This window comes from Sphingobacterium pedocola, from assembly GCF_015209965.1.
Lineage (GTDB): Bacteria > Bacteroidota > Bacteroidia > Sphingobacteriales > Sphingobacteriaceae > Sphingobacterium > Sphingobacterium pedocola.
Genome location: NZ_MU158692.1, coordinates 145,570 through 170,395 on the forward strand (window position 1 = coordinate 145,570; position 24,826 = coordinate 170,395).

General features: G+C 39.8%; 19 protein-coding genes. 9 read left to right on the forward strand and 10 right to left on the reverse strand.

The window, feature by feature from the left end; genetic code table 11:
- Positions 1-75: 75 nt before the first annotated feature.
- The gene (gene nagA, locus C4F40_RS18790; protein ID WP_196940962.1) at positions 76-1,200 is read right to left on the reverse strand and encodes an N-acetylglucosamine-6-phosphate deacetylase; all 1,125 of its coding nucleotides are present in this window, start codon (positions 1,198-1,200) and stop codon (positions 76-78) included.
- Between the two features lie 205 nt (positions 1,201-1,405).
- Here nagA and C4F40_RS18795 point away from each other — a divergent pair, with 205 nt between their 5' ends.
- Entirely contained in the window at positions 1,406-1,792 is a 387-nt protein-coding gene (locus C4F40_RS18795; RefSeq protein ID WP_196940963.1) for a RidA family protein, read from the forward strand.
- Complete coding sequence (locus tag C4F40_RS18800) at positions 1,792-2,706, forward strand: EamA family transporter (RefSeq protein WP_196940964.1); 915 nt, start codon at positions 1,792-1,794, stop codon at positions 2,704-2,706. Before C4F40_RS18795 ends, C4F40_RS18800 begins: the two co-directional genes overlap by 1 nt.
- 26 nt (positions 2,707-2,732) lie before the next feature.
- Here the strand turns inward: C4F40_RS18800 and C4F40_RS18805 are convergent, their stop codons facing one another.
- Positions 2,733-4,223 (reverse strand): aminotransferase-like domain-containing protein, encoded by a 1,491-nt coding sequence (locus tag C4F40_RS18805; protein WP_196940965.1) that lies wholly within the window; start codon positions 4,221-4,223, stop codon positions 2,733-2,735.
- Between the two features lie 161 nt (positions 4,224-4,384).
- On the opposite strand from C4F40_RS18805, the gene C4F40_RS18810 reads away from it, so the two are divergent.
- From C4F40_RS18810 to lipB, 4 genes are all read left to right on the forward strand, one after another.
- Positions 4,385-6,205 (forward strand): TonB-dependent receptor plug domain-containing protein, encoded by a 1,821-nt coding sequence (locus C4F40_RS18810; protein WP_196940966.1) that lies wholly within the window; start codon positions 4,385-4,387, stop codon positions 6,203-6,205.
- Between the two features lie 79 nt (positions 6,206-6,284).
- Positions 6,285-8,390, forward strand: a complete 2,106-nt coding sequence (gene recG, locus C4F40_RS18815) for an ATP-dependent DNA helicase RecG (protein WP_196940967.1) — start codon at positions 6,285-6,287, stop codon at positions 8,388-8,390.
- 114 nt (positions 8,391-8,504) lie between these two features.
- The gene (gene hflX, locus C4F40_RS18820) at positions 8,505-9,695 is read left to right on the forward strand and encodes a GTPase HflX (protein WP_196940968.1); all 1,191 of its coding nucleotides are present in this window, start codon (positions 8,505-8,507) and stop codon (positions 9,693-9,695) included.
- Between the two features lie 102 nt (positions 9,696-9,797).
- Positions 9,798-10,493 carry a lipoyl(octanoyl) transferase LipB gene (gene lipB, locus C4F40_RS18825; RefSeq protein ID WP_196940969.1) on the forward strand — a complete coding sequence of 232 codons (696 nt, stop codon included), beginning with the start codon at positions 9,798-9,800 and terminating at the stop codon, positions 10,491-10,493.
- A 43-nt stretch (positions 10,494-10,536) separates the two neighbouring features.
- Here the strand turns inward: lipB and C4F40_RS18830 are convergent, their stop codons facing one another.
- The 4 genes from C4F40_RS18830 to C4F40_RS18845 all read right to left on the reverse strand — a co-directional run bounded on the left by C4F40_RS18830 (position 10,537) and on the right by C4F40_RS18845 (position 15,299).
- Complete coding sequence (locus C4F40_RS18830; protein ID WP_196940970.1) at positions 10,537-11,325, reverse strand: MBL fold metallo-hydrolase; 789 nt, start codon at positions 11,323-11,325, stop codon at positions 10,537-10,539.
- A 25-nt stretch (positions 11,326-11,350) separates the two neighbouring features.
- Positions 11,351-12,778 carry an L-serine ammonia-lyase gene (locus tag C4F40_RS18835; protein ID WP_196940971.1) on the reverse strand — a complete coding sequence of 476 codons (1,428 nt, stop codon included), beginning with the start codon at positions 12,776-12,778 and terminating at the stop codon, positions 11,351-11,353.
- 190 nt (positions 12,779-12,968) lie between these two features.
- Positions 12,969-14,672, reverse strand: coding sequence for a glycoside hydrolase family 3 protein (locus C4F40_RS18840; RefSeq protein ID WP_196940972.1), 1,704 nt, complete (start codon positions 14,670-14,672; stop codon positions 12,969-12,971).
- 96 nt (positions 14,673-14,768) lie between these two features.
- Positions 14,769-15,299 carry a TetR/AcrR family transcriptional regulator gene (locus C4F40_RS18845; protein ID WP_231390138.1) on the reverse strand — a complete coding sequence of 177 codons (531 nt, stop codon included), beginning with the start codon at positions 15,297-15,299 and terminating at the stop codon, positions 14,769-14,771.
- 237 nt (positions 15,300-15,536) lie between these two features.
- Between C4F40_RS18845 and C4F40_RS18850 the strand changes: the two genes are divergently transcribed.
- Positions 15,537-18,287 (forward strand): outer membrane beta-barrel protein, encoded by a 2,751-nt coding sequence (locus C4F40_RS18850; protein ID WP_231390139.1) that lies wholly within the window; start codon positions 15,537-15,539, stop codon positions 18,285-18,287.
- 8 nt (positions 18,288-18,295) lie between these two features.
- Here C4F40_RS18850 and pncA read toward each other — a convergent pair whose 3' ends face one another.
- From pncA to C4F40_RS18865, 3 genes are read right to left on the reverse strand one after another with little or no spacing between them, the layout of a single operon-like run.
- Positions 18,296-18,886: a bifunctional nicotinamidase/pyrazinamidase gene (gene pncA / locus C4F40_RS18855; protein ID WP_196940975.1), complete on the reverse strand. Its 591-nt coding sequence runs from the start codon at positions 18,884-18,886 to the stop codon at positions 18,296-18,298.
- 35 nt (positions 18,887-18,921) lie between these two features.
- Complete coding sequence (locus C4F40_RS18860; protein WP_196940976.1) at positions 18,922-19,593, reverse strand: response regulator transcription factor; 672 nt, start codon at positions 19,591-19,593, stop codon at positions 18,922-18,924.
- Positions 19,590-20,990, reverse strand: a complete 1,401-nt coding sequence (locus C4F40_RS18865) for a sensor histidine kinase (RefSeq protein WP_196940977.1) — start codon at positions 20,988-20,990, stop codon at positions 19,590-19,592. Before C4F40_RS18865 ends, C4F40_RS18860 begins: the two co-directional genes overlap by 4 nt.
- A 231-nt stretch (positions 20,991-21,221) precedes the next feature.
- Between C4F40_RS18865 and C4F40_RS18870 the strand changes: the two genes are divergently transcribed.
- Positions 21,222-22,505 carry a DUF4270 family protein gene (locus C4F40_RS18870; protein ID WP_196940978.1) on the forward strand — a complete coding sequence of 428 codons (1,284 nt, stop codon included), beginning with the start codon at positions 21,222-21,224 and terminating at the stop codon, positions 22,503-22,505.
- A gap of 3 nt (positions 22,506-22,508) precedes the next feature.
- Positions 22,509-23,525: a Kelch repeat-containing protein gene (locus C4F40_RS18875; protein WP_196940979.1), complete on the forward strand. Its 1,017-nt coding sequence runs from the start codon at positions 22,509-22,511 to the stop codon at positions 23,523-23,525.
- Positions 23,526-23,599: 74 nt separating this feature from the next.
- Here the strand turns inward: C4F40_RS18875 and C4F40_RS18880 are convergent, their stop codons facing one another.
- Positions 23,600-24,592 (reverse strand): aspartate-semialdehyde dehydrogenase, encoded by a 993-nt coding sequence (locus tag C4F40_RS18880; protein ID WP_196940980.1) that lies wholly within the window; start codon positions 24,590-24,592, stop codon positions 23,600-23,602.
- Positions 24,593-24,826: the final 234 nt, after the last annotated feature.

A 24,826-nucleotide genomic window follows, 5' to 3' on the forward strand; every position in this document is an offset into this window, starting at 1 on the left:
TTCATAATTAAAATAATGTTATTACCATGATTTTTTTACACTATTTAATCCGCTAATTTTCAATATTCGCTCCTATCACTCGGAGATCCCATTTATCGCTTTGCCTTTCAAAAAGACATGTTTTATTTCAAAATCCGTATTAAATACCAATAAATTAGCTAGAGATCCGCTATTCAGATTGCCTATTAATGGATTTTTGATCAAGCGCGAGGGGTATAGCGTTGCCATCCTCAACGCTTCATCCAACGAAATACCGGCATGATTCACGCAGTTTTCGACGGCTTTTAATAACGTCAAAGCAGAGCCGGAAAGTGTTCCATCGGGCAGTACATAATGGTCTTTTTCCAGCATATGCTGATAAATCCCTTTACGACAGGAAGCTACCGCATCCGTAATGAGAAAGAGACGATCTCCCAAAAGCTTTTTGCTTAATTTGACCGCTTCATAATCAACATGAATGCCATCTACGATAATTGAAGCGCTCACCCTGTGGTGATTGAAGGCGGCTCCAGGAAGTCCCGTGTTGCGATGATGTAAGACCGACATCGCATTCCAAAGATGGGTAACCGCGTCTATCCCATTATCAAAAGAAGCAGACGCTTCTTCAAAGTTCGCCGCGCTATGCCCCGCACTCATCAGCACCTTATACTGTTTTAATAAATTCAAACACACATCATCGATCAGCTCTGGAGCTATAGTGATCATCTTGACGACATCACACGCATCTAAAAACAAGTCGTTTATCAGCGTTGGAGAAGCGGGGATAACTAGATCTTCGGGGTGAGCTCCCCGCTTTGATGGATTCAAAAAGGGTCCCTCCAAATGTAAACCTAAGGCAACCTTAGGATCTGACTGTTTAAAAACAGCTATAGCTTTCTTAAATACATCCAACGTATTGGTCGCCAATGTCAAATAAAAAGAGGTACATCCCTGCAATAAAAGCTGATTCTCAATAGCATACAATGATTCCTGAGTCAATTCTGCAGAAAACAGTTGGTCTCCAGTTCCATAAATCTGCAAATCGATTAGTCCGGGACAAATATATGCTCCGGCAACATCGAAATGTTCGTAATCTTCAGGAATCTGGTCTATAGGAACAATACCAGCTATATGTTCGCCATCTAATAATAAGCTCTTCTGTTTAATAATGTCGTACTGATTATAAATGATCCCGTTAATCAAAGCTATTCTACAATTCATCCTGCAATATAATAAAATGTGCAGTAATTATTTGGGCTTTACACGCTACCGTCGTAACTTAGCTCTATGAACCAAGATCAAAAGACAGAAGTATCAAAATCGTCGAAATTTAACATTCGTACTATGCGAATAATAAATATTATCGCCATTTCGGTATTCATCTTGGCTATTGTTTATAAAATATTCCTTTCAAAATAAATAGATCATGTCACAAAAAGAGATTTTAAATACCGAAAAAGCCCCCGCTGCTATCGGCCCTTACAATCAGGCAATCAAAGCCGATAAAACATTATATGTATCCGGTCAGATTCCGTTGATTCCGGAAACTATGGAATTGGTAACATCTGGCGTAGCAAACGAAACACATCAGGTATTGAAGAATGTAGAAGCCATCCTGAAAAATGCAGGATATGGATTTGAAGATGTTGTGAAAGCGACGATCTTTTTGAGCGACATGGGCGATTTCACAACGGTAAACGAGGTGTATGCCCAGTACTTTAACGCTGCGCAGCCGGCACGTGAATGTGTAGCGGTGAAAACACTTCCCAAAAACGTAAACGTAGAAATATCGGTCATTGCTTGGAAAGCGTAGTGAAAAAAGAAATACAACAATCGGAAAGCCGCGGAAAGTACTTCTTAGCGGCTTTTTTAGCACCCCTAATTTGGGGCTTTATGTCTATTGCCATTCGGTGGGTAAGAGATTATCCTGCAGAAGACATACTTTATTATCGGATTCTCACGGCGTTAATTATCTTATGGAGCTTTATCTTAATTTTCCGTAGGTCTGTATTACAAACGGACATATTACACTATCAATCGTTACAGCCTACGGAAAAGAGAAAAGTTATATGGCTGACCCTGCTCGCCTCTGTCCTAATACTCGGAAACTGGTTTACATATATCTATGCCGTTAATCACATCAGTATACAATCTGCGGCATTTGCCTATTTGATATGTCCGTTACTAACAGCCATTTCAGCTTATATTATTCTAAAAGAGCAATTGTCAACCATTAAAAAAGTAGCCTTATTATTTGCTATGATCAGTGTGGGAATGCTCGCCTCGGGCTCAATACTCGAAGTAATATGGTCGATTTCAATAGGCTTGCTGTATGCCCTTTATTTGATCATTCAGCGCGTAGCACAAGGGTTTGATAAACTCAATGTACTCGCCGTTCAGCTATTTATTTGCGCTTTATTCGTTATTCCAAAATTGATCTTCAATCACAACAGCATACCAGATTCGCCTACTTTTTGGATAACAATCCTGATCATCGCCGTACTATTTACGATCATTCCACTTTACCTGAGCATGTATGCGTTGACAAAGATCTCTTCGACTACCACGGGCGTTCTCCTCTATATTAATCCGCTGATTGCATTTACGTTAGCCGTTTTTTACTTTAAAGAAACCGTCGACCCGCATAAATATATTGCATACGCCATTATCGTCCTTGCCATCATACTTTTCAATTGGCAAACCATAAAGCGGCTATCTAAAAAATAGCGTAACTTTTCCGGGTTTGCAAAGGGTTAGTGTCTCATTTTGTCATGCCTTGATTTGAGAATAGCAATTGATTGTTCCATTTCTGATTCATTTAAATGGCCAAATCCCAAACGCATAGCTGTCACCTTAGCGTTTTGATACAATAACGTTTTGGGGATAAAAAGATTATCTTGGATACAACTGTTTGCAAATTTCAACAACGAAAATGGTGCATTCCATTCTGTCCACAGAGCCAAGCCTCCTGAGGGTTTCTTGAAAGACACAACCTCCGGGAGAAAATCAACTAATAATTCGCAAAATAGATCGCGCCTTTCACGGTAGACCTTAAGTGACTTTTTCAAATGACGATTGATATCCCCCTCTTCAATCATTTCTCCTAAAGCCTGCTCCATAATAATATCTCCTTGCCGGTCAATAATCCCCAGGTATTTCCTCATCTCACACATCAAGTTATATGGAGCCACCACAAACCCCGTTCTAAAACCGGGAGCCAACGATTTCCCGAAAGCGCCGATATAGATAACCATTCCCTGTGTATCTGCACTCGCAAGAGGCATTACGGCTGATTGTTCATACTGAAAATCATAATCGTAATCGTCTTCGATAATTACAAACCCATATTCACCAGCCAATTGTAACAGGGCTATTCTACGCTGTGCGCTTAATGTTACCGTAGTAGGATAATGATAATGTGGTGTAATATAAATCAATCTAATGGAGCCTGGTCCAAAATTATCCCTGATATAATCTACCTGAATCCCTTGATCGTCGATCGGTATGGTCCGTATACGGGCGCCAGACTTCTGAAATACCATATTGGCAGAAAAGAAACTCAGCTCGCCTACGAGCACCAGATCACCGGTAGTAATCAGCAATTGAGAAATAATATATAAACTCATTTCTGTACTTCGGGTAATTAACACATTTTCTTGCGTAATGTGCAAGCCCCTTGAAAGATTCAAATACGTGCTCAATTGTGCTTTGAAATACTCACTTCCTTCTTGATTATACATTCCTAACTTTTTACGATTACTTTTACGTTTCATCGTTGCACTATAAATCCGAGAAAGATTATGCATCTGCATCAGCCGGATATCCGGAACACCATCATTGAATCCGTAGGTACAGTGTGAATATTCAAACGGACTGTCCAATATATTTGATTTGTTGAAAAAATATCCCGTTTTTTCTGGATATTTTGCCAACGATATGGGCATATCTGAGGTTTTGGCGGCTAATCCACCGTCTCCTGGATTAAGCACAAAAGTACCTTTGTTGGGACGGACTTCGACCCAACCCTGCGCCTCCAATTCTGCATATATTGCAGTAACCGTTTTGCGATGAACTTGCAATATATCGCTCAAGCTCCGTGTACCGGGAAGCTTAGAGCCGATCAGCAAATGACCGCGCTGAATGGCATTAATGATCTGTTGGGCAGCCTGTATATAAACAGGACTCGACACATTCCTATCTAACTGAATAAAACTCAAAAAAGGTAAATCAACCGGACTACTCATATTATAAAAACTGGTACACTTGAATTAGCCGGAAAGATACGACTTTTGTCAAAAACAAAATAAGAACACGAAAAAGTTCAACAGAAACAACTTAAAACACAATCATTACAATGCTAACAAAGTCAATACTATTTTGTTCCCTTATTTGTCCTTTGATCTCTATGGGACAGGAAACTATAGGTGATTCCACAATTTTACATGAAGTCATCATATCTGAGAACAGATTACAAACTCCATTTAACAAAAACGTTCGAAACATACAAATCATTACCAAGCAAGAGATTGAACAGCTTCCTGTAAAATCCATTAATGAAGTACTCAGCTTTATCGGCGGTGTGGACGTCAGGCAACGTGGCACTTTTGGGGCGCAGGCCGATATCAGTATAGACGGTGGCTCATTTGAACAGACTTTAATCCTTCTCAATGGCATAAAGGTTTCTGATCCACAAACAGCGCACCATTCAATGAATATCCCTGTATCCTTAGAAAACGTTGAACGCATTGAAATCCTAAAAGGACCTGCAGCAAGGATATACGGTATCAATGCACTTACAGGGGCTGTAAATATAGTGACGACAAAGCCCGAACAGTCCGTTATTTCAGCCCATGCCTATGCGGGTTCATCTTTTGAGGGGAAAGAAGAAAATGATGGCGAAGGATTATATTGGGGAGGTGGCTTACAGGTAGGCGGGAACCTTACTTTCAATACCCATCAGCATGTGGTCTCCATAAGCAAGGATAAATATAACGGACAACGCTATAACAGCAGTACAGAAAACACCAAGATATTCTATCAGGGCAGGTTACAGATTGACGAGCGAAACGCGTTAGACCTAACCGCGGGATACCTTTACAATGAGTTTGGTGCCAACGGCTTTTATGCAGCTCCGGGCGACAGAGAATCTTATGAAATTGTAGAAACAAAATTAGTTGGTGTCTCATCAAGTCATCAAATCAGTGATAGGTTTAGTCTGCGCCCCCGCTTGAGCTATCGCTACAATGCGGATGATTACCGCTATTTTCGACACGATTTAAATACAGCACGGTCCCAACATCATACGGATGTGCTATCAGCAGAGGTAAATTCGATCTGGAATACGTCCATTGGTGATGTTGGATTTGGTTTGGAAAGCCGTTCAGAAGAGATTAACAGTACAAACATCGGAGATCATCACCGGTATAACCATGGCGTGTATGCAGAATTTAAGACCGAACGCATCAAAAACATGATCTGGAATGTCGGAAGTTACCTGAATTACAATACCCAATACGGATGGCAGGTCTTTCCAGGTGTAGACGTAGGTTATCTATTCCATCCCGGATGGAAATTAGCGTTCAATATCGGATCAAGTCAACGCATCCCATCCTTTACCGATCTATATCTTAATCAACGGCCTGGCAATATCGGAAATCCTGATCTGGAATCTGAAAATGCCTGGCAATATGAATTTGCGCTACATTACAAAAAATCTAATCTTGAATTGCAAACGGGATATTTTTACAGAGATATTTCTGGATTTATAGATCGAATAAGAGAATCTACAGACGAGCCTTACCAACCGTTCAACTTCGGGAACAATAAAATGCAGGGATTTAATTTTAGGGCCAGTCAGGCGGTACCGATTCATGCCAGATCGCGATTCCAATACACCTTAAGCTATAATTATTTGACTCCGGTAAGTACGGTGAGATCTGAGGGGATGGATTCAAAATACAGTCTCGAAAGCCTGAAGCATCAATTAGTACTCAGAACCACGTATATACAAAATCAACTGAGTGTAAGTTTCAATAACAGGCTGTTGAAAAGAGAACACAAGGCTACTTATTTGATATCAGACCTGCGGATTGGATATGATTTGTCTAAACTCTCCTTTTATACCGATATTACCAACCTTTTCAATCAATCGTACATCGAAACAGCTGCCGTGCCTATGCCGAAAAGATGGTTTGCACTCGGAGCGAGATATAGATTAGCGCTATAGAAATGAGCGAACAATTGTAAATCCGTTAATTTGATATCGGATCTCCCATACAAAATCCTTAAATTAGCCATTCAATAGAATGGCTGATTTAAGTTTAATTACCCCTATAGAATATCTTAAAGGCTTAGGACCCCAAAAGGCGGATGTACTCAAAAAAGAGCTGCAGGTATTCACTATTGGCGATTTATTACAAAAATATCCCTTTCGCTATATTGACAGGACAAAATTTTATAAAATACAACAGCTTCATCCTGATTTAGTAGGAGCACAAGTATTGGGAAGATTGATGAATCTTCAGGAAGTGGGCGAAAAACGATCCCGTAGATTAGTAGGCCAGCTTAGGGATGATACCGGTATGATAGAACTTGTTTGGTTTCAAAGTATTACTTGGCTAAAGAAAAATCTAAAAATTGGTGCTGCGTATATTATCTATGGCAAGCCAACAGAATTCAATGGACAGATCTCCATTACACATCCAGAAATGGATCTTTATAATTCCCAGGAGAAGAAAGTAGGTAATATGAGCATGCAACCCGTGTATTCTTCTACTGAAAAGCTTAAAAAATTCAATCTTGATACGAAAGGACTTCAGCGCTTGCAACAAACAGCTTTGGAAACCGTTTTCCGTACACTTCAGGAAAGTCTACCAAGTTATATATTGGAACGTCATCAGCTTCTTACTTATCCACAGGCATTGGTGGCTATCCATTTTCCACAGCATGTGAATGAATTGAATGCAGCGATCCAAAGACTTAAGTTTGAAGAACTATTTTTCATTCAGCTGCGTTTATTACGCAACAAACAACTCAATACACAGAAATATAAGGGCCATCAATTTGATCAGGTAGGAGGCAAATTTAACACTTTTTTCAACGAGAGATTACCGTTTCCACTCACGAATGCGCAAAAGCGCGTTGTGAAAGAGATCCGACTGGATACCAATACAGGAGCACAAATGAATCGATTGGTGCAAGGGGACGTCGGTTCCGGCAAAACGGTTGTCGCTCTGATGTCGATGTTGCTGGCCGTAGACAATGGTTATCAAGCCTGTATGATGGCGCCTACCGAAATATTGGCGACCCAACATTATACAGGACTGAAAGAACTACTCGGCGAAGGCATCTGCACAATCAAACTACTGACAGGATCAACCTCGACCAAAGAACGCCGCGTACTACACCAAGAACTGGAGGAGGGTACTTTGGACATTTTAATTGGGACGCATGCGCTGATAGAGGATAAAGTAAAATTCAAAAACATTGGCTTCGTAGTAATCGATGAGCAACATCGATTTGGAGTAGAGCAGCGCGCCAAACTCTGGCGTAAAAACACCATTCCTCCACATATGCTTGTAATGACCGCAACACCGATTCCGCGCACCTTGGCAATGACGTTATACGGCGATCTAGATATTTCGGTTATCGATGAACTACCAGCAGGAAGAAAGCCCATAAAAACGGTTCTTTTTTTTGAAAGTTCACGTTTGCGTATGTTTGGCTTTATGCGCGATGAAATCGCAAAGGGGAGGCAAGCGTATGTCGTATTTCCATTAATCAAAGAGAGCGAAAAACTGGATCTGTTATATCTGGAAGCCGGATTAGAAAATCTACAACGTGAGTTCCCTTTGCCTCAATATAAAATCAGCATCGTACACGGCAAAATGCCCGTAAAAGACAAAGACTTCGAAATGCAACGATTTGTCAAAGGCGAAACCCAAATTATGGTGGCTACTACGGTGATAGAGGTGGGCGTCAATGTTCCGAATGCCTCCGTTATGGTGATTGAGAATTCCGAGCGGTTTGGTCTTTCGCAATTACATCAGTTACGGGGTCGCGTAGGCCGTGGTGCAGAGCAATCGTATTGCATCCTCATGTCAGGAAACAAATTAAGCAAAGATGGGCGTCAACGCTTAGAAACAATGGTACGCACGAATGATGGCTTTGAAATCGCGGAAGTTGATCTTCAATTGCGTGGACCCGGAGATATTTCGGGGACACAACAGTCTGGTGTACTGGACATGAAAATCGCAAACCTAGCCAGTGATCAAGCTATCCTGGCAGAAGCCCGTGCGACGGTAATAGAGATATTCAAAGAAGATCCGTCGCTTTCTTCCGAAAAAAACAGATTGCTAGCTAATTACCTCAACCAACGCTCCCCGCTTTTCAATTGGGATAAAATTTCTTAAAAAACAATTATCTTTGCAGTATTGTTAATTAGAGAGAGAATTTAAATTTATTATTTCTTTAGTCCAATATAGAGAGCTTGAACTTTCTCAACGCTCCAACTTCAATAGTATTAAATGGCAAAAACAAAAATATACGACACCGCAATAAAACCTGAAACGGCAGTTTTAGTTTCTGTAATAACTCCTCATGTATCTGACGATACCGCAAAAGACTATTTACAGGAACTGGATTTTTTAGTGCAGACAGCCGGAGGTGAAACGAAAGGTATTTTCACCCAGAAACTCGCTTATCCGGATCGTGCGACCTTTGTCGGCAGCGGAAAGTTAGAGGAAATTAAAAATTTCATAGATGCTGAAGAAATAGATATCGTTGTATTTGATGACGAACTGTCCCCTTCACAATTACGAAATATTGAAAAATCTTTCAACATCAAAGTGCTCGATCGTTCAAACTTGATTCTGGACATCTTTGCAAAACATGCCCAGACGGCCCAAGCGAAAACGCAGGTAGAGTTGGCGCAATTACAGTACTTATTGCCTCGCTTGACGAGGCTTTGGACCCACCTCGAACGCCAACGAGGCGGTATCGGTATGCGTGGTCCTGGTGAAAGTCAGATTGAAAGTGATAGACGGATGATCTTAAATAAGATTTCCTTGTTTAAGGAACGACTCAAACAAATCGACAAACAAAACGAAACCCAACGTAAAAATCGTGGGGAAATGATCCGCGTAGCATTAGTAGGATATACAAATGTGGGTAAATCGACCATTATGAACATGGTCTCAAAATCGGATGTCCTAATTGAAAACAAATTGTTTGCAACTCTTGATACGACTGTACGTAAAGTTGTGATTGATAATTTGCCTTTTTTACTATCTGATACCGTCGGTTTCATACGCAAGTTGCCTCATCACCTTGTCGAGTGCTTCAAATCTACGTTGGACGAGGTGCGTGAAGCGGATATCCTAATTCACGTAGCCGATATTTCTCACCCTAATTTTGAAGATCACATCCATGCAGTAAATGAAACCCTGAAAGATCTAGATGCATTAGACAAACCGGTGATTACTGTCTTTAATAAAATTGACGCCTATAAACCTCCTGTAGAAATAGATGAAGATGGCGAAGAAATTAAAGTGACGTTGGAGGAATTTAAAAATTCATGGATGGCCAAGAATTCGGAACCTGCAATATTTATTTCGGCTACTGACAAGACAAATATGGAAGAGTTTAAAACAAAACTATACGATATCATTGTGAAAATGCATAACGAACGTTATCCCTATAACAATTTATTGTATTAATATATCTTCACATCATCGACAGATAGAAACGTATCAAATCAAGAAGTGAAGGAGATCGTATTAAGACACAGTTGCTCACATTAAAAGACCTACAGCTTTAAAATGAACAAAAAAGTACAGTTTATTGATTGGGGATTGGTAGATTACCAAGAAGGATGGACTATGCAAGAGGATATATTTGCAAAGTCTCTTGCTATAAAACATGATAATAGAATAAACGATACACAGGATCCTACTCCTAATTATTTGATTTTTACAGAACATCCTCATGTATACACGCTAGGCAAATCAGGAAAGCCGGAAAATTTACTACTGGATGAGGCAGGCTTGGAAGCAAAGCAGGCTACATATTATAAAATAAATCGCGGTGGCGACATCACCTACCATGGCCCCGGACAAATTGTAGGATATCCTATATTGGATTTGGATAATTTTTTCACGGACATACATTTATATCTGCGTACGCTAGAAGAGGCCGTTATTTTAACTTTGGGAGATTACGGCATCGCAGCGGGTCGTAATCCTGGATATACAGGTGTATGGCTTGATCCGGACAATGATAAAGCCCGCAAAATTTGTGCAATGGGTGTGCGTGCATCCAGATGGGTCACCATGCATGGTTTTGCGTTTAACGTAAACACTAATCTCGATTATTTTGGGAATATTGTGCCCTGTGGAATAGACGACAAGGATGTAACATCTATGGAAAGAGAACTAGGGCATAAACTCGATATGGAGAAGGTAAAAGAAACATTAAAAAACCATATAGTCTCGCTGTTCAAGATGGAATTGGCTTAGGTCTGTAGTCGAACAGTTAATTTTGTGCTTTTCATTAATTAAATTATGCGCCAATCTGCCGCAGTTGCAGTATGTCTTCCAAATCAAACATATCCGTTTCCTGATACCGAGTTGCAATGGAGAGCTTAATACTATCACAGTGTGACAGAAAGGTTTGCTCAACAAGTTCCACGGTATTATTTTGTTCGGAAAGGTGCCCTAAAATAAGGTGCTTAAGTCGAGAAGATCGATAATCTAAAAATAGTTCTAATGAAGTTTTATTTGAAATATGTCCCCATCCGCTACGGATGCGATTTTTAAGATAATAAGAATAACGCCCTTTCTCTAGCATATCTTCATCGTAGTTACTTTCTAATAATAACACGTCGGAATGTTGAATGACGTGTTTTACATTATCACAACCTCGCCCCAGATCTGTCATAATACTCACATTAGTCGACCCGTCCGTTACAACGAAACTGCAGGGTTCTTTTGCATCGTGAAACTTTGGGATTCCCAACACCGAGATTTCACCGATATTAATTCGCGCATTCGCAGAAATAATGTGCACCAAATGCGACGGCAGATGAAGCCGGGACCCCTGACAAGTACCCGCCGTCCAATATACCGGAATCTGATAGCGCTTGCAAAAAACGGATAAGCCTCGAATATGATCGGAATGTTCGTGTGTAATAAAAATAGCTTTAATACGTGATGGATCTATCCCCAAATTACCCATTCGCAACTCAATATGTTTGGTATTAATGCCTACATCAATTAATACTGCATCTTCTCCTTTTGCTATATAATAACAATTTCCATTACTTCCAGAAGCGATTGCACAATATTTCATATGTGTATTTATTTTGTTCCTACTACTAACATTCCGGCAAACTCAACGGAACCTTAATCGCCAATCCACCATCGGCCGTTTCTTTGTACTTTACATTCATATCTTGCGCAGTATCCCACATCGTGCTGACGACTGCATCCAAGCTTACCTTTGCTTTATCAGGATTGGATTGCAAAGCCAACTGAGCTGCTGTAATCGCTTTTATGGCTCCCATTGTATTACGCTCAATGCATGGAATCTGTACCAAACCACCGATGGGATCACAGGTTAAACCAAGATGATGTTCCATAGCAATCTCTGCTGCCATCAGCACTTGCCGTTGCGAACCACCCAGACATTCCGTCAGGGCACCTGCTGCCATGGCCGAAGAAACACCGATCTCCGCTTGACAACCTCCCATTGCTGCGGAAATCGTAGCACCTTTCTTGAAAATAGAGCCTATTTCCGAAGCTGTCGCAATGAATTGCAAAATTTTACTCTCGTTGTACGCGTCATAAAATGTAATGTAATATTGTAAGACTGCAGGGATTACACCGGCAGCGCCATTAGTCGGTGCCGTAACGACTCTTCCAAAAGACGCATTCTCTTCGTTCACAGCAAGCGCGAAACAACTGACGCAATCTAATATATAACCAAAATCCTTACCTCCTTCGCGAATAGCTTTAATCCAAGTATCGTAACTGTCGTAAGCTCGGTCTTTCGTAATACGCCTGCTCAATTTAGCTGCTCGACGCTCGACGTTCAAGCCGCCTGGCAAGGTCCCCGAGCTATGACATCCTTTATAGATACATTCTTTTATTGCGTTAAAAATCTGCAAGACACCTGCTCTTGTATCGGCCTCGGATCTCCATGCCAGTTCATTTTCGAGAACAAGCTCCGATATTTTCAATCCCGTCTTCATGCACCACACCATCAACTCTTGTGCAGTATCGACCGGAAAAGGTAAATCTATCTCCGATAAAAAGCCTTGAGCATCATTTTCTTGGATGACAAAGCCCCCTCCAATAGAATAATAGGTTTCGGATATCGCTTTCCCCCCCTTCAAAAACCCCTGGAAGGTCAGCGCATTGGGGTGGAACGGAAGACTTTCCTGATATAAAAACAAGAGGTGATCGGCATAGAAGAAGTCAATTTGATGTTCGCCAGCCAAAAGCAGCTTCTTGTTCGATCTGATTTGTTCGATTTTAGGCGTCACCTGAGACACATCAAAAGTAACTGGATCATCTCCACTAAGACCGAGTAGCACAGCAACGTCTGTACCGTGGCCCACACCTGTCTTCGCTAAGGATCCGTAAAGTAAAACATTCACTTGTTCCACATCCTTTAATATGTCTTTCTCTTTCAAAACCTTTATAAATCGCTCGGCCGCCCGCCAAGGTCCCAATGTATGTGAACTGGAAGGTCCGATACCGATTTTGAACATATCAAATATGGAAATTTGTTCTTTAGCCATTCTCGTATTTAAGTTTCACAAACTTAAAGAGAATAAACCAAACAACTAATTGTTCTTGAAAAAACCTTTATAATTAGCGGTAACATTAGAAGCATAAGGTTTATATGGAATTTCTCAATGACCATTGATGCAAACTATATATAAAAAGGTCAGCTACTTGAGCTGACCCTATCCATTACTCATGGCTATCTTATACCCCTTTTCCGTACGAAAACTCTTTATTAACCGTAACTGGCAACTTTCCTGTAGGCTTTAATTGCTTAAGCAGGGCTTTCAATGCGGCCCGCTGCATAAATCCTTCATTTTGGTAGGCCAGCAAAATCGAACTACTTCTATCTATCTTTACCGAATTTAATGCATAAGGATTCGTAAACATAACCGTAATCGTACGTCTACCTGCTATTTTATCAACAAATTCTTTTACCGGTTCTTTGATAAGCAGTTCATTTCTTGGTCGCATACGGTCATCATGAATCGCCACCACAATTTGTTTGTGACCTCGTATGTCTTTAATCAATTGTTTCAGTTCCTCTTCGGATTCCTCACCTGTAATATAGTAATTTGTCGCATCAGCAAGTTGGAGAGCTAGACCTTTCTCGAATTCTTGCGCAGACTTAATTCCCAAGCTTACTACGGCAGTAGTCTTTTTAGTATCAAAAGACTGAATGCGCTTATTTGACTTCAATAGTGTAACGGAAGCATCAGCCATACGTTGAATAAGCGATTTGGTAGAAGCTCTATTCAAGTCACTTACCAAACCATTTGTATTTATTGGTCGGTAGTTGTTCAATCCTAACCAGTATTTTGAAGCAAGAACTTTTTTGACTCTCGCATCAATATCAGCCTGTTTAATACGTCCGCTTTTGATTGCTTTTTCTACCAGGTCGATAGCGCGTGCACTATTTTCAGATATTTCCAATAGATCATGTCCGGCCTCTATAGCCATTACATCCGCTTCACCGTTCGGAAAGAATTTCTTGACCCCTTTCATATCCATCGCATCGGTAACCGTAAGACCTTTAAAACCCAACTCATTACGAAGAACACCAGTAACTACCTTTTTCGAAATGGAGGAGGGAATATTAGGCGTCGCATCCATGGCAGGAATATGCATGTGCGCAACCATAACGGCTGGAGCTCCGCTCCGTATTAATTCACGGAAGGGGAATATTTCTAAGGTATCCAAACGGGTTTTGGAAAAATTTAATTGGGGAAGGTCATAGTGCGAATCGACATCGGTGTCGCCATGTCCGGGAAAGTGCTTAATCGACGCTATAATACCTCCATCAACCATCCCGTCCATATATGCTTTTGCCTTACGTGTTACATTTTGCTTGTTGTCCCCAAAAGAACGAAAGCCTATAACCGGATTATTTGCATTATTATTGATATCCACCACAGGCGCAAAATTGAAATGCATTCCTATTCGTAAAAAATCTTTGGCTACTTCACGCCCCATTTCATATAAAAGATTGTCATTCTGCATAGCGCCTAATGTCATCTGATACGGAAACGAAAGTGTAGAATCTGGCAAACGCATACCTATCCCCCATTCACCATCAAATGTAATCAACAAAGGAACTTTCGTAAGTTTTTGATACGCATTATACATATTAGCGTGACGGACAGGCCCACCCTGGAACACAACTAACCCACCCAATTGCTCTTTTTGGATTACCTGTGCTACAGAATCAATATATTTCTGTCCTAGATTGGTATGGGCCCTTACTAAAAACAACTGTGCAATCCGTTCTTTAGGAGATAATGAACTGAAAACAGAATCGACCCATTGGTGCTGCTTATTAATAAATGGAACAAAATCAGGCTTCTTCTGTGCATTTACGTTTACTATAAAAAGCAACGCGAATACGTGTGTTAAAATTATTTTAAACATATAGCAATAGTTTATGATACGAAGAAACGTATTATAATTCTACTTATAAAGTTTTGTGCGTTATTTTTTTTCAAAAAGCATAAAAACGCAAAATTATTATAGGAGATTGTATTTTTTTTCCAATAACTTAGCAATAGCCAAAGAATTATCGATTTCGCCGCAAGCTTCTTTTTTCCAAAGCATATCAATAATCAATAATAAATATTGTGTTTCCAACTCTGGATTGTCATATCCCAATTCTACAAACGCTCGTTGAATAATTGGTTGAACAGGTTTCATAAACTGATCGTGCTGTTGCTTAGAAAACGGAATATGCGATAATCGTTCTTGAAGTTTCCAAAACATTGGCTCTTCAGCAACCAATTTGCTAGGCAAAAAGATCATGTTTCTCAGAAAATCTTTCGCACTTTTATACGTCATCATACCTTTATGGTATTGCAATACGCGTCGATATCCTGATTTAATCAAATTAGCCAATAATGCGTCCTTATTGCCAAAATGCTTAAAAATCAGCGCTTCAGAAACACCGGCGGCCGCAGAAATCTCTTTTGTCGATGTATCTGCATAGCCCTTCTCCGCAAATAGACCCAACGCCTTCACCATAATCCTTTCTTTACGACTCAACATCGATTCCTTCATTTTACAAAATACACTTATTCTTACAAACTTAGATAACTTACCGTTTTTTCACAACAAAAACTATCGAGCCAATCCAAAGATGCGATACTATTGATGGGTATCAAAGCGAAGGATTGTATCATTTTCATGATAATGAAGTTAACTAACGAAGATTTAGCTATAATTACATTCACAAATTACTAACTTGTGAATGCTGCTAAATTAAACGTAAAAAGGTTGATTTTTGTGCTGTTTTTATTTTGCGCTGTACCTGCTTTGGCACAGCAAAATATTTCTGGCAATATTATCGACAAAACAACATCTTTACCGCTTGAAGGCGTAACGATACGTGTTTTAAATACACAGGACTCGTCTACAATTTCTGCTACCACAAATAAAAGCGGTGTTTTTACCATTACAAACGTAAAAAAAGGCAATTATTTTGTAGAAACGAATTTTATCGGTTTTAAAGCCGAAAAGAAAGCCGCAACGGTCGACACCAAACCTCAACATTTTTTGTTCCGATTAGAGCCGGCGGAGATTGAAATAGAAGAAGTAGAAATAACCGTTCCACAAGCAGTAGTACTTAAAGGAGACACGATGGAATTCGATGCTAGAAACTACGCCACTCGCGAATTCGCAGATGCAGATGAGCTGGTAGCTCAAATCCCAGGTGTGCAGATGGATGAAGATGGTAATGTCACCGCACATGGCGAACAAGTGACCAAAATAATAGTAGATGGAAAAGAATTCTTTTCTACAGATCCCCGGATAGCGTTAAAGACCCTCCCAGCGGAAATCATTGCCAAAATTCAGATAATAGATGAAAAATCAGAACAGGCGCGATTTTCAGGTTTTGATGACGGCAGCAGAAATAAAGTCATCAACATTGTCACGAAACCCGATCGACGTCACGGATATTTTGGAAAAGCAAACGGAGGAAAAGGGGATGGAGACAAATTTGGTTTTTCAACGAACCTGAATAGTTTCAACGGCGATAAAAAAATCGCCATAAATATGATGGCCAACAACATCAATGAGACCAACTTTTCCGAACAAGGTCGTGGAGGCGGACGTAGGGGAAATAACAACACCGAAAGGGGACTATCAGATACCTACGCAGGGGCAATTAACTTTAACAATGTATATTTCGACAAGAAATTGGACATAAGTGCTGATTATAAAGTTGAATCCGTAACAACAGAAACCAATACATTTTCAAACATCGAATATCTATCTGACTCGCGGGCCAATCAATTCAGGGAGCAAAATCAATATTCCGATCAAAGAAATACAGAACATAAAGCGAATTCCAGAATTCGCTTGGAGATCGATTCCGCAAACCGCATTGATTTTGCACCTAACCTCTCCTTTACGAAAACAAATCGTATCAATGATTCCTATAGTCGCACGACACGGAATAAAGAAGATTTGATCAATCAGTCTGACCGATTTGGTGACAATGAAAACAGCAATTTTTCTATTGGCGCTAGTCTTACCTTTATGCACCGGTTCAAAAAAAATGGAAGATCGATCTCGTTGAATCTAAATGGGAATGCTAACACAAATGATGCAGCGGGGCTAAATCTGGCAACCACCGAATATTACAAGGACACGCTATTGAGTCGCATCGATACCAATAACAATAAAAGTGTCACCAATGGATATGGTTCCGGATTTAACAACAGAATATCCTACACCGAAAACATTTCCATGAGGAGCCGCCTTCAAGTGAACTACAATTTCAGAAATACGTCGAATTACTCGGATAGGGAAACATTCGAATTCTTGGCGGAAACAGGACAATTAGGTGAATTACGCGATAGACTGTCGAACGAATTTAGAAACGACTTCCAATATCACAGTGCTGGATTATCCTACTCTTACAATAAAAAGGACTCCCTACGTATTCAGGCGGGTCTTAATTATCAGCACGGCATACGAATAAATGAACGAACCGTCCCCATTAATTTACAGACGGAGGCAAATTTCGGAAGTTTTCTTCCGGAATTCACAGCGGTTTACAATTTCACCAAGGCAAAAAGTCTAGAATTCAACTACAATACGGCTACCAATACACCGTCGATCAACCAGCTGCAGGATTTTGTAAATAATCAAAACGAGCTACGGATCACGAATGGTAATCCAAATTTAGAACAGGAATACGACCATAGATTACGGTTGCGGTACAGGGATGTAAATAGAGAATCGGGACGGAGTCTGACAACTAATGTTGAATTGAATTACACCAACAATAAAATTATCACATCTAAATTTATAACTGATAGCACTATCCTTCTTTTTGAGTGGGAGGGTGAAGACATTATATTAGGAGCCGGCGGCCAATATACTGTACCGGAAAATGTAGATGGTGCGTACACGGTACGGTTAAACAATAGCTATGGACTGCCCCTCAAGAAACTGAAGCTTAATCTCAACCTTAACACGCGCCTATTCTACGAAAACAATTTCGAAATCCTTAATAACGACCTTCTGAACAGTACGCAATATGGCTTTAGACAAGAAGTGGGAGCTAACACAAACTTCAGTAAACTGTATATCTTCCGCTTAGGTTACGCGATCAGTGCAACATATAACGACAACCCATTAACCACTCAATTATCAACTGATACATACATACATCGAGTAAATGGAAGCGGGACAGTTGAATTATTTAAAAAGTGGGTCGTCGCATCAAACCTAATGTACCTATATAACAGTGGTATTTCAGGTTCCGAGGGAATAGCTATTAATATTTGGAATGCATCTTTGGGTTACAAATTATTTAAAAAACAGAATGGCGAATTGGCAATCAAAGGCTTTGATTTACTGAATAACGCTCAAAACATAAGCCGGACTGCAGATATAACCTCCATCTCAGACGTTAGGTCGAATACCCTAAATAGGTATTTCTTATTGTCATTTACATATAACCTGAGAAATTTTGGAGGCGGAAGAGGTGGTGAGCGAAATGATGGGGGAAACAGAAATTTTTAATAGAATAGCTAAAGGAGCATCCCCCCTTTTTGGACAAATTGTTCTTTCTTATTCATAAACTCGCCCCTATCAATTGCCTTAGTCGCTCGTGAAATAATGGCCGTCCTGTACCTCAGTTCCAACGCATCCATTGCCGTAAAAAAGACACAGAAATCTGCTGCCAGTCCACATACATGTACTTCTGTAACACCGCGGGACTGTAAATAGCCATGTAGACCAGTCACTTTTCGTTTCCCGTTATCAAAAAAACCGCTGTAACTGTCGATCTCCTTTTCCAGTCCTTTACGAAATACTGCCTCAATCCGATGTTGATCGAGTGTATCAGCAAGGGCAGCCCCCAGTGTGCCCTGCATACAATGGTTTGGCCAAAGCTTCTGTGCGAAACCATTCAGATCAATCACATCAAACAGATTATGCTCTGGATGCTGGGAACCAAAGCTTAGATGATCATTCGGATGCCAATCTTGTGTGGCCACCACCAAATCATATTCCCGTTGCAACTGATTAATTGCCGAAATGACCTCATCGCCTTTGCTGACTTCTAAAGCGCCTCCTGGCAAAAAATCATTCTGTACATCTACGATAATAAGTGATTTCATCTGTTACGCTTTAATTTATGTTTCTTTTTTACAAACTAACCAATATTTAACATATATCCTATTCCTCTTACATTTGTTATTTTAATTCGTTCATCTTTGGACAAATATTTTCGTATGCGGCTGATAAAAACGTCCAAACTTCTGCCCGTAAAGTATGTATCATCATTCCAGTACGCTTTAATAATTTCGTCGCGCGGCACCACGGTGTCTTTGTGTTCGAAAAGTCGTCTCAACAATTCACATTCCCGAAAAGACAATTTTTCCTTTTCATCACCGTAGGATAACAAATTCTTCGTTGTATCCAGCAGATAATCCCCAATGATATATACTTGATGAACACCTATTTTCCGCCTTTTCACCAAAGATTCTATGCGTACAATTAGTTCTTCTATCTTAAAGGGTTTTCGCACATAATCGTTTGCACCAAGCTTAAAGCCCTGTACAACATCCTCTGTTTGGGTCATTGCCGATAAAAAAAGGATAGGAATTTGAGGATCGAGCTTTCTGATCTCCTTGGCAACCGTAAAACCATCCATTAGCGGCATCATGATATCCAAAATTACAATATCCGGCTTTTCTTTTTTAAAAGCCGATAACGCCTCTTGGCCATTCTCCCGGTGCCGTACAGCGAATCCCTGATCTTCTAAACTATCTGTAACAATCATAGCAAGACTTTGTTCGTCTTCTACATACAAAATATCAATCATACGCTTGATTTGGGCAAAGTGATTATAAATGTTGTACCTTTCTCTAAAGCACTTTCTATTTCTATAAAACCATGATGTTGATCGATCACCTGTTTCACATAAGCCAGTCCTAAGCCAAATCCTTTAACCGAATACAGGTTCCCGGTAGGAATCCTAAAAAACCGATCAAATATATCCTTGTGGTACACCGGCGCGATTCCCAATCCATTATCTTTGATGCTAATTTCAATATTCTTGGGGTGATCAACGATAGAAATAACTATATCCACATGTTCAGTCGAATATTTAACCGCATTGTCGATTAAATTCGTGATTACATTTTTAATGTGGGCTTCATCCGCTTCGATGGATATCAACGGAGAAGTTGACGTCACCTTAAATCGTACATCTTTCTGCAAACTGATCTTAACAGTTTCTATACAGGTATTCATCAGTTTAACGACATCAAAGTTGGTAAATTCCAATTTCACACCATTGGCACCATTCATGTCAAAATGCAGTACGCGCTCTATCATTTGTGAAAGATGATCCAATTCTTTTCGTGATAGATCGAGATATTTTTCCATTCGCACACTATCTTCTTTTGCACCATAGCGTTGTACCGCCTCTATCGCGGCCATCACAGTGGCCACAGGCGTCTTTAGCTCATGTGTCATATTATTTACAAATGTCTTATGCATAAGTGCTAACTTATTCTGTCTATTAATCGTCCACAGTAGATAAATAAAACTACCTAATAATGCCAAAACTAACACCAGAGAAAGTACCAATTGCCAGCCCATCTTGACGAGAATATAAGCTTTCGGGTCGTCAATTCTGGCAACAAGGAACTCGTTATTATGAGAATTAATCAAGATAGGACGAGTCGTTAGATTGCCAGATTCATCTGTGCGGATGTGTATATATGCAGAATGCCGAGGCAAGGAATCCAATTTTTCCAGCTCGATGTTCACAGGAACATCTATATTCTTCGTTTTAAGGAGCTCGTCCATCAGCACATTCATTTGTCGCAACGTGGTATCATTAAACTCGATATTTTGCAACATAAAAGAAGGGAAGATCTGAGATGGTTCTTCCTTCTCTGTGGAACGGATACGTTTGCGTTCGAACGTTTTTCGCCTCTCCCTTCCTAACGAATCCAGCATCGCGGATAGCTTTTCTTTATTCAATTCAGGATACAATTTAATGACTTGATTGATGAAGCGATCTCCATTCTGCTTATTATTGCGCATTCGCATTTCGCGAAAACTCTCCTCGTGATCATCGTAGTAACTTTGAATAACATTAAATAAACTTCTCTCAATGTCTGACACCACAAGTTCTTGCCGACTTTGGTAACTACCAATTAGCCAGATCGACAATACCATTACAATTCCTACTAATGTGAGGACTATCATCAGCATTAGTATTTTATACTTATTTAACATTACTAAAACAAATTTAAATTGTTAGATTTGCATCACACATGACAATTACCACATTTAACATATTATAACACATATTAACAGTTGGTAATATTTACATTTGCATGTCAATAAATAAATATGAGGCAATTATTACGTTTTAAATATACTTTTCTTACTTTCTCGTCACTTATAATTATTACACTAGGGAGTTGTGACAAAGACATGAGTGTATCTCTAGGTAATACGAATGAAAACTTCGGAATCACAGTTGTAGATTCAATCACCGTAAATGCATCAACTTTTCAGATGAGCAATCTGCCTTCAGCTACAACAGGCACGATATTGCTGGGAAAAACTTCACAAGAAGAAACCGGATCGGTCAAATCAACATCGTATTTTAAATTGGCTTTCACGAATTTCACAAACGATATTCCTAATGACGCAGTTTTTGATTCAATTAACCTTGTTATTAAACCTAGAACAAATAGGTACTTTTATGGGGATACCACTGTTGCACAAAAAATAACAGTACATCGGCTTACGCAAGAACTAGAGACAAAAAACATCAGTTCAACTGTTAATGGAAATATCACTCCAATTTTTGTAACCGGACCAACAATCTTCTCGGATCAAAAATTCGATTATGACAATTCGCCCCTTGGTTCATTAACTTTCAATCCGTTTGTAAGATCTTTAGATACGTTAAGTATTAAACTAGACAACACCTTGGGGAATGAAATCTTCGATATGATCGTATCCAATAATGTGAATGTAGCTTCAAACGAAGCATTTCAGCAATACCTTAAAGGATTGGTAATTGTGCCTGATGATCAAAATACGGTTATTTTAGGTTTTAGTGACACGGTAGCCGTTAATATCAACTATTCCTATATCGGAAATGATGGATTTAATAAACATGGCGTAAAGAGTATCACTACAGGAGACAGAACATTTCAATTCAATAATATTGAGTACGATCGCGCAAATACACCTTTTGCCGCTCTTAACGCAAGCAACAAAGAAATAAAAAGCAGCCAAACGAACGGTCAGGTATTTCTTCAAGCCGGCACAGGAGTTGTAGCGAAATTGGACATTCCTGCGTTAAAAGAATTCATGAACGAACCTAATATCTCAATTAATAAAGCACAGCTCATTGTGGAAACGACAGGAGAGTTTTTCTTTAACCCCTTTCCCAACCCTTCATCTGTCATGCTTTTAATTGCAAATGACAACGGGATTCCGTTCTCTTATGTACCTACTCCTTTTTCCTCGACCATTCAGCAGGTTCCCTATATTAATGGAAATTCTATGGGCAGAAATGCAAGGTATGTATTTGATTTAATTGAATACATCAACACAGTTAATAACGTGGAGAGTTACAACACCTCTTTATTTTTGACTTCGTCTACACCAAACCTATTTAGCACAGCAAATATGGCATTGATAGCGACAGAAAATAATTTACCAAAAATTAAATTAAACATTGTATATACTAAATTTAAATAATTTATGAACAAGAAAAATTGGCTATTCTTATTTTTAGCCTGTACTATTGCTTTCACATCTTTGAATTCTTGCAAGAAAAGTGACGATGAAGACTCGACGGACGATGGTCCTACAGAATGGACGAGATCCGCAGTTTTTGGAGGCGATCCCAGAAATCAGGCCGCAACATTTACAATTGATAATCAAGCATTCGTAGTAGGCGGTCTCTTAAGAACAAATACCGTATTGGGTGATACTTGGGCATTTAACGGTGCCGCGTGGGAAGAAATAGCTGCTGAGTTCTCTGGAGATGCGCGTCGTAGTGCAGTAGGATTTGCAGTAAATGGTAAAGGTTATGTAGGATTAGGATATAATGGTACTACGGCACTAAAAGATTTCCACCGATATGACCCGACGACTCAATCTTGGGAAAAAGTGGCTGACTTTCCAGGAGAGGCCCGTTTCGGTGCCGTTGCTTTTGCATTGGGTAACTACGCTTATGTAGGCTTAGGGATGACTCCTACAGATAAAACATTTAGCGATTTTTACAAATATGATCCGAGTAGCGATTCTTGGGAATCGGTAACCAACGTTCCTTTTACCTATAAGAAATCCCATGCTTTTGCCTTTGTAATTGGAAATAAAGCCTATGTTGGTGGTGGCATCAGTAACAATCAATATCCTGAAGAATTCCATTCTTTCGACGGAACGAACTGGGTTACACTTAACCCAATAAGAAGAGATGATAGCCAGTATACGTATGACTTAACACGTCAGAATGCGGCTACATTTGCGTTCGGAAACTACGGCTATGTGGTAGGCGGTCAAAAAGGTTCAGTATTGGGCAACGTATGGAAATACGACCCTGCATCAGATTCTTGGACCGACAAGCACCAAGCATTGACCTCCGCCGGCGCGTCCGCCAGAGAATCAGCAGTTGGTTTCTCCCTTAACGGTAAAGGTTATATCACTACAGGCGGGACCAGCAGTAGCAATAGTTCTAGATTTGATGACACTTGGGAATTTACATCCGCAAGATAACAATAAGATGATGCCTCATAAAAAAAGCTAGTGCAATTTGTGCACTAGCTTTTTTTATGAGGTGACTTAGCCACTTACCCGATTAAACTCTTCTTTGCTAACAGTTCCGCCACTTGAACCGCATTTGTTGCAGCTCCTTTTCTAAGATTATCTGCTACAATCCAAAGATTAACCGTTTTAGGTTGTGATTCATCGCGACGGATACGTCCAACAAAMACTTCATCTTTACCGTGTGCATCTCTTGGCATCGGATATTCTAAATTTGCCGGATTATCCACAATAAGAACACCGTCTTGTGCTGCAATAACCCTACGTAATTCACCTAAATCAAACTCATTCTCAAATTCGATATTTACAGATTCCGAATGACCACCTACAACAGGTATACGAACTGTAGTAGCTGTGACTTTAATCGAATCATCTTGCATGATCTTGTTCGTCTCTTTGATCATCTTCATTTCCTCTTTCGTATATCCATTCTCTTGGAATACATCGATATGAGGAATAACGTTCATATCAATATGGTATGGGTATGCCTTCTCTCCTTCTATTCCTGCACGTTCATCATTCAATTGCTGTACGGCTTTTACACCCGTACCTGTTACTGATTGGTAAGTAGACACTACTACGCGCTTAATTTTATATCTGTCGTGCAGTGGCTTAAGCACTACCACCATCTGTATTGTCGAACAATTAGGATTGGCAATAATTTTATCTGTACCAGTCAAGATATCTCCATTCACCTCCGGAACAATCAGTTTTTTGGAAGGATCCATACGCCAAGCAGAAGAATTATCGACTACCGTAATTCCAGCTGCCGCAAATAATGGAGCATATTCTGTAGAAGTATCGCCGCCCGCAGAGAATAATGCCACATCCGGCTTTAATGCAATAGCTTCTGTCAGTGTCACTACCTTATACTTCTTCCCCTTGAATTCAATTTCTTTTCCTTTACTTCGCTCTGACGCCACCGGAATTAATTCGGTTACAGGGAAATTACGTTCCGCCAATACTGTTAACATTTCCGACCCGACAAGGCCTGTCGCGCCCACTACAGCTACTTTCATAGTACTTAATTTACGTATAATATATTTAAATTGTTTTTGATTAACCGCCCTCTAAATTCTAGTTGTCAAACATAGCAAATAATGCTGAGCATTTTGTGTAATCCTTAAAATTTTTACATTAAATGCGTATGTTTTTTAAAGAATCACAAAAAAACATAGCTTAATTTACAAAAAAACATAACTAGGTTGCCAATCTGACAATTACGTTTCATTCATCGTTTGGTGAACCAAGAA